Consider the following 4,903-nt stretch of genomic DNA (forward strand, 5'->3'; position numbering starts at 1 on the left):
GATCATCGATGCCATTAAATTTTAGTACAGAGCGTTGTTCAGCCATTGGTTTTGTCATCGACCGGGGGAGAAAGGGGTAATCAGGGGTTCAGGGACTCTGACTAATAAGAGATTGATTTATCTGTCATGATTTCCCAGAATCCTACCGCCTAGCTTAACACATTTTAGTTATCTAGCGATATAATTGAGAAGTTTTCACAAAATTTAGCTTCAATAGCCTCTCATCCCATATTATCGGTCAATTGTTGTTGGTAGAAACTGGTAGTTAAATTGCTGACATCGTTAGGCAGCTGTCGGGTTTGTCCAGGTTCTAGGGTCGATTCGAGGTCTGGCTATTGGCTGATTATATCAATCTTTTCCAGCCAGATTATATCAATCTTTTCCAGCCAGACAGCTTAAGGTGAGATTTTAAGCCACTTTAAGATTTGAGGATTTTTGTCATAACGATAGGTAAAACCATCGTTGGCTACGATCAAATTTCCGCGACTAGCTTTACTACGAACACTAGAGATCGATAAGTCGGTTAATAGTTTTATCTCTTGATGAGAAAGTCCCTCAAGAGACTGATGTGTTTCTGGGGATTCTGACTCATGATTAGTGGTAATATCAGGTTTTACAGAATTGCCATTAGGGGTCTTAGTAAACATTTCTCGCGCTTTCTTAAGGCGATAATTTTCAACAGTCAAGAGTTCCCAACTAGAGTCGGCCGAGAGTTCTAGAACCCATTGATGGTAATTAAAGAGACTTTCTCGATGACCGACACTAATAAAAGTTGTCTTACGAGCTTTTAATTGCTCATATAGAATCCTTTCGTTGACTAAATCTAGGGCGCTGGTTGCTTCATCTAAAATGATAAAACTGGGGGGATTAACTAAGAGCCTAGCAAAGGCTAGACGTTGTTGTTCTCCTAGGGAGAGAATGTTTTCCCAGGGTTTTTCAGAGTCAAATTCATCCACCCGACTTAGGGTATTTTGTAAATTGACTTGTTGTAATACTGCTTGAATTTCGGTATTAGTTATCTGACGATCGGTCTGAGGATAGAGCAATTGTTCCCGCAAGGTTCCCAGGATAATATAGGGACGTTGAGGTAAAAAGAGAATTTCTTCAAGGGGAGGCCGCATTAAACTTCCCGTACCAGAATTCCATAAACCCGCGATTGCTCGTAGGAGGGAACTTTTGCCGCGGCCACTAGGGCCAACAATTAGTAATCCTTCACCGGGTTGAACAGAAAGAGATAGATCTTCGACAATTACCTGCTCATAGTCGGGAGTTTGTAAAGTGACTTTCTCAAAGGCAAAATGATTTTCTTCGATAGTTTTGATCGTGCTGACATTCTCTGGTTGTTGAGTAACAGTTTCTAGGGCAGTCGAAAACTCATTTAAACGTTCAACATAACTAGAAAATCGTCCCGAAATGCCAAATTCAGTGATCAGGTCTCCCAAAGAAGTAGCGAATATATAACAGGCTGTGGAAGCTTGTTCCACCTGTCCATAATCGATCTCACCTCTAATATACAAAGGTCCCAGAATTAAGAAGGGAAATACTTGAATAGCGGCCTGATAGCCCCTAGCAAACAGTTCGTTCCCTCTTTCCCAATCAATTTTATTTCGAGTATCATCTAATACCTTTTTAAATCTTCGCTGAATGATATTTGATTCTTCTTTCTCCCCCCGAAAAAAGGCGATGGATTCAGCATGATTGCGAACGTGAGTTAACGCATAATTATAATCAGCTTTTGAAGCTAATTGCTTTTCATTGATCTTGATTAATTCTTGGTTTAAATAAAGGGCGATAAAATTACCGATGACTGTATAAATAAGTAGCGGAATAGCGATCCGCTGAGAAATCGTCCAGATCACTACTAAAAAGACAAGCATCTTCAGGCTTTTTTCTAGAAAAGATGAGAAAAAGCTAAGAGCATTACTGGTGATCGGTTCAATTTCTTGAGCAATGCGTTGATCAGGATTATCAATATCAGATTTGAAATTAATTTTATAATAGGCACGTTTATGGAAGTATTTAGTTAAAACCTGACCATTTAGCCATTCATACCAATGCAAAGCAATTTTTTTGGAAATATTTTTACTGTAACCGACTAGCAGTGTCACCAAGATCAGCCCAATCACATAGGCGATCAATTCCTGATTAAATTTGGCATAGTCTCCCTGTTGTACAATTGCGTCAATCAAGCGACGAATAGCAAAACTATTAAAAAGCGTTACGACTACTAAACCGAGGATTAGAAAAATTAGCAAAAATAGCATTCCCCAGCCACGAATCACCTCGGGAAAGCTTCTTGCGCCTGGTTCGGTCGGATACCAGTAAGGTTGAGTGATCGCCTTGACATCTTTCAAAAATTGGTTAAAAGAAGCAAGTGCATTTTTGTTTTCAGCAACTTGGGTTGACATATTTCCAAAAAAAAGGGGTTGACGCTATTGGTAGTCGGGCAGCAGATGAGCCTTTGCTAGTTTAACATTTTTGTCTCATATTTTTTCCAAGCAAGTAAATAAGTAGAGATCAGGGATAAATCGAGAGGATGACAAACGATTGAGCTATGAGCTAATCCCTCGATAGTTTGACAAGCATCGAACCGAGGCTTTGTCTGACTAATCATTTTAGCTGATTTTAAAATAATTGGGAAGCAAGAACTAACGGCTTTTTCTCCTCCCTGCTCAAAAAGGTAATTTTCAACCATCACTAACCAATTTTTATCGGATACCGGTTCAGTGGCATAACCACAGGCATTAATTAGTTCAAAAAGTCTCTGCCATGAAATTGATTCAGGATTAACTAAATGAAAGGTTTTTCCTAAAAGTTGCTTTTGCCTTGAGAGATAAACAATAGCTTTACTGGCATAGTCAATGGGAATAATATTAATATCCACATCAAAAGTGGGAAATTTTTCTAATTTAATACATATTTGAATAAACCGAAAAAAGAAATTATTGGATTTTCGATAAATTCCAGTTTTGCTGTCACCCATAATTCTTGTAGGTCGATAAATAGAGACGGGCAAACCTCTTTTTTGAGCTAGGTGTATTAATTCTTCAGCCACCCATTTGCTTTGTTTATAGCCCGTATTTAAACTGGGAGAAAATAGAGGAAAGTCCGTCTCTCTAATCGCTATATCTTGTCTATGAGCCTGACTAAAAAAAATGGCGACTGTCGAGATAAAATGAACTGGTTTAGTTTTTCTTAGTCCGGCTAACTTAAGAAGTTCTTGAGTTCCCAAAACATTAACCGCTTTCATTTGAGAGTAAGGGGTGATCGGGTCGTTTTCTGATCCGTTATGATAAATAACATCAATGTCGGTGGCTAATTGACAAAAATCTTTCTCAGAAAGACCTAACAATGGTTGAGCTAAATCGCCAACTATCGGGATAATACGATCATCAAAAGGTTCCTGCCAAAGTTGGTAAGATTGGAGGTTTTCTTTTAGTCGCTGTTTACCAGTTTCTAAAGTATGACAACGAATTAAACAATAGATATTAGCGGTGGTTTGACCGATCAGTTCCCGGAGCAAATAAGCCCCTAAAAATCCAGTAGCGCCAGTTAAAAAAATTGATTTTGGCTCGTCAATATCCTCCTTCAGAGGACTGTCAAAACTAATATCAGGATTGAGAATAGCTTCTGTTTTAAAATCTGGAATACATTCTTGATTGCTCATGCTTTGCTAGGACATATCTAATTTAATTTAGGGAGTGGACTTGCTTCAATCAAACTCTGCACAGGCATAGTATCAATAATTTTATCTATTTGAAATCCAGCGCTTGTTAATAGGACTTTTAATTCATTTTCTGAGCGAATTTTTCCTGAATGAAGCATCCATAACTGTAGATCAGCTAAATTATCTCTCCAATAAATTTTGCGGATAATTCTTTCTGCAATTAATAATCGAGATGTGGAAGGCATATACTGGCGACAGTTTTTGAGAATATCAACCACTTGTTGATCATTCCAACTGAGCAAAACTTGCTTGAGTAAATAAACATCGGCTACGACGGGAACCGATTCAAAAAAATCTCCACTTATCAACTCACAGCGTTCGCTTACCCCTTCCTGTTTCAATAAATTTTTGGCTTTTTCAAGGGAGTATGGCTGTTCAAAAAGTATCCCTTTTATTTGAGGGTAACGTTTTAAGATAGCAGCAATCAGTTTTCCCTGACCGCCACCAATATCTGCCAATACTTCTACGGAGGAAAAATCATAAGCTTCTAATATTTTGGCTATTTGGAATGTGGTTATATCATTCATTGATTGATCATAAACTTTATTTTGGCTAGGATTCTCTCGATGGTACTCCTCAATATCAAGACCATACATGGCTTTAAAAGCTCCTTCACCAGTCGTTAAACTTTGGGTAAAATTGCCCCAACAAGCATAACTTTCTTCTATCTCGGTAATTAGCCAGTTGCGTAAAGTTCCCACTTGATCATCCCTTAGATAAGCCGCTAAGGGAGTATTTTGAAAATAATCCGGTTGATTTTCTTGCAAAATTCCTAAACTGACCAAAGTTCGTAAAAGACGATAGAGAGAATCAGCATGAGTGTTAGTTTCCGTCGCTAATTCTTGATAGTGTTTTGAGCCATCTCCTAACAAATCAAGAATCCCTAATCTCACAGCAGCATAAACACATTGACTGATCTGAAACCCCCTAATCATCAGTAAAACGGTGTCTCTAGGAGATATTTGATTTGGGTTTTCTCTGGGAAGATTAAACATAATTTAATGACCTTTTTGATTGAGCTTACGGATTCCCTAAAAAAAGGGTTCTTCGTTACTTGGTATGGTTCGATAGGGGGGCATAAATCGACTAAATCCTTATCTGGCAAGAGACTTAATTGATTAGTTCGCTCTAGAGCAAAAACAATTGACAAAAATCGCTAAATGCCTTTCTCTATAA

Annotated in this window: 4 protein-coding genes; all 4 read right to left on the reverse strand. The window is 38.2% G+C overall.

Going from position 1 to position 4,903, the window contains the following annotated elements:
- Positions 1 to 395: 395 nt before the first annotated feature.
- Genes PX481_RS04885 through PX481_RS04900 form a run of 4 tightly spaced genes read right to left on the reverse strand, consistent with a single transcriptional unit; the run spans position 396 to position 4,877 of the window.
- A complete protein-coding gene (locus PX481_RS04885) occupies positions 396 to 2,408 on the reverse strand; it encodes an ABC transporter ATP-binding protein/permease (RefSeq protein ID WP_002761476.1) in 2,013 nt (670 codons plus the stop codon).
- Between the two features lie 56 nt (positions 2,409 to 2,464).
- Entirely contained in the window at positions 2,465 to 3,667 is a 1,203-nt protein-coding gene (locus PX481_RS04890) for an SDR family oxidoreductase (protein WP_002761479.1), read from the reverse strand.
- Positions 3,668 to 3,684: 17 nt separating this feature from the next.
- Positions 3,685 to 4,662 carry a methyltransferase gene (locus PX481_RS04895; protein ID WP_288027197.1) on the reverse strand — a complete coding sequence of 326 codons (978 nt, stop codon included), beginning with the start codon at positions 4,660 to 4,662 and terminating at the stop codon, positions 3,685 to 3,687.
- Complete coding sequence (locus tag PX481_RS04900) at positions 4,662 to 4,877, reverse strand: hypothetical protein (RefSeq protein ID WP_288027199.1); 216 nt, start codon at positions 4,875 to 4,877, stop codon at positions 4,662 to 4,664. Before PX481_RS04900 ends, PX481_RS04895 begins: the two co-directional genes overlap by 1 nt.
- Between the last annotated feature and the right edge of the window lie 26 nt (positions 4,878 to 4,903).

Source organism: Microcystis sp. M53603_WE2, from assembly GCF_030065435.1.

What these genes read in the sequence shown, in the direction of transcription:
- PX481_RS04885 (WP_002761476.1), bottom strand. Translation starts at nt 2,408, where the DNA reads ATGTCAACCCAAGTTGCTGAAAACAAAAATGCACTTGCTTCTTTTAAC.
- PX481_RS04890 (WP_002761479.1), bottom strand. Translation starts at nt 3,667, where the DNA reads ATGAGCAATCAAGAATGTATTCCAGATTTTAAAACAGAAGCTATTCTC.
- PX481_RS04895 (WP_288027197.1), bottom strand. Translation starts at nt 4,662, where the DNA reads ATGATTAGGGGGTTTCAGATCAGTCAATGTGTTTATGCTGCTGTGAGA.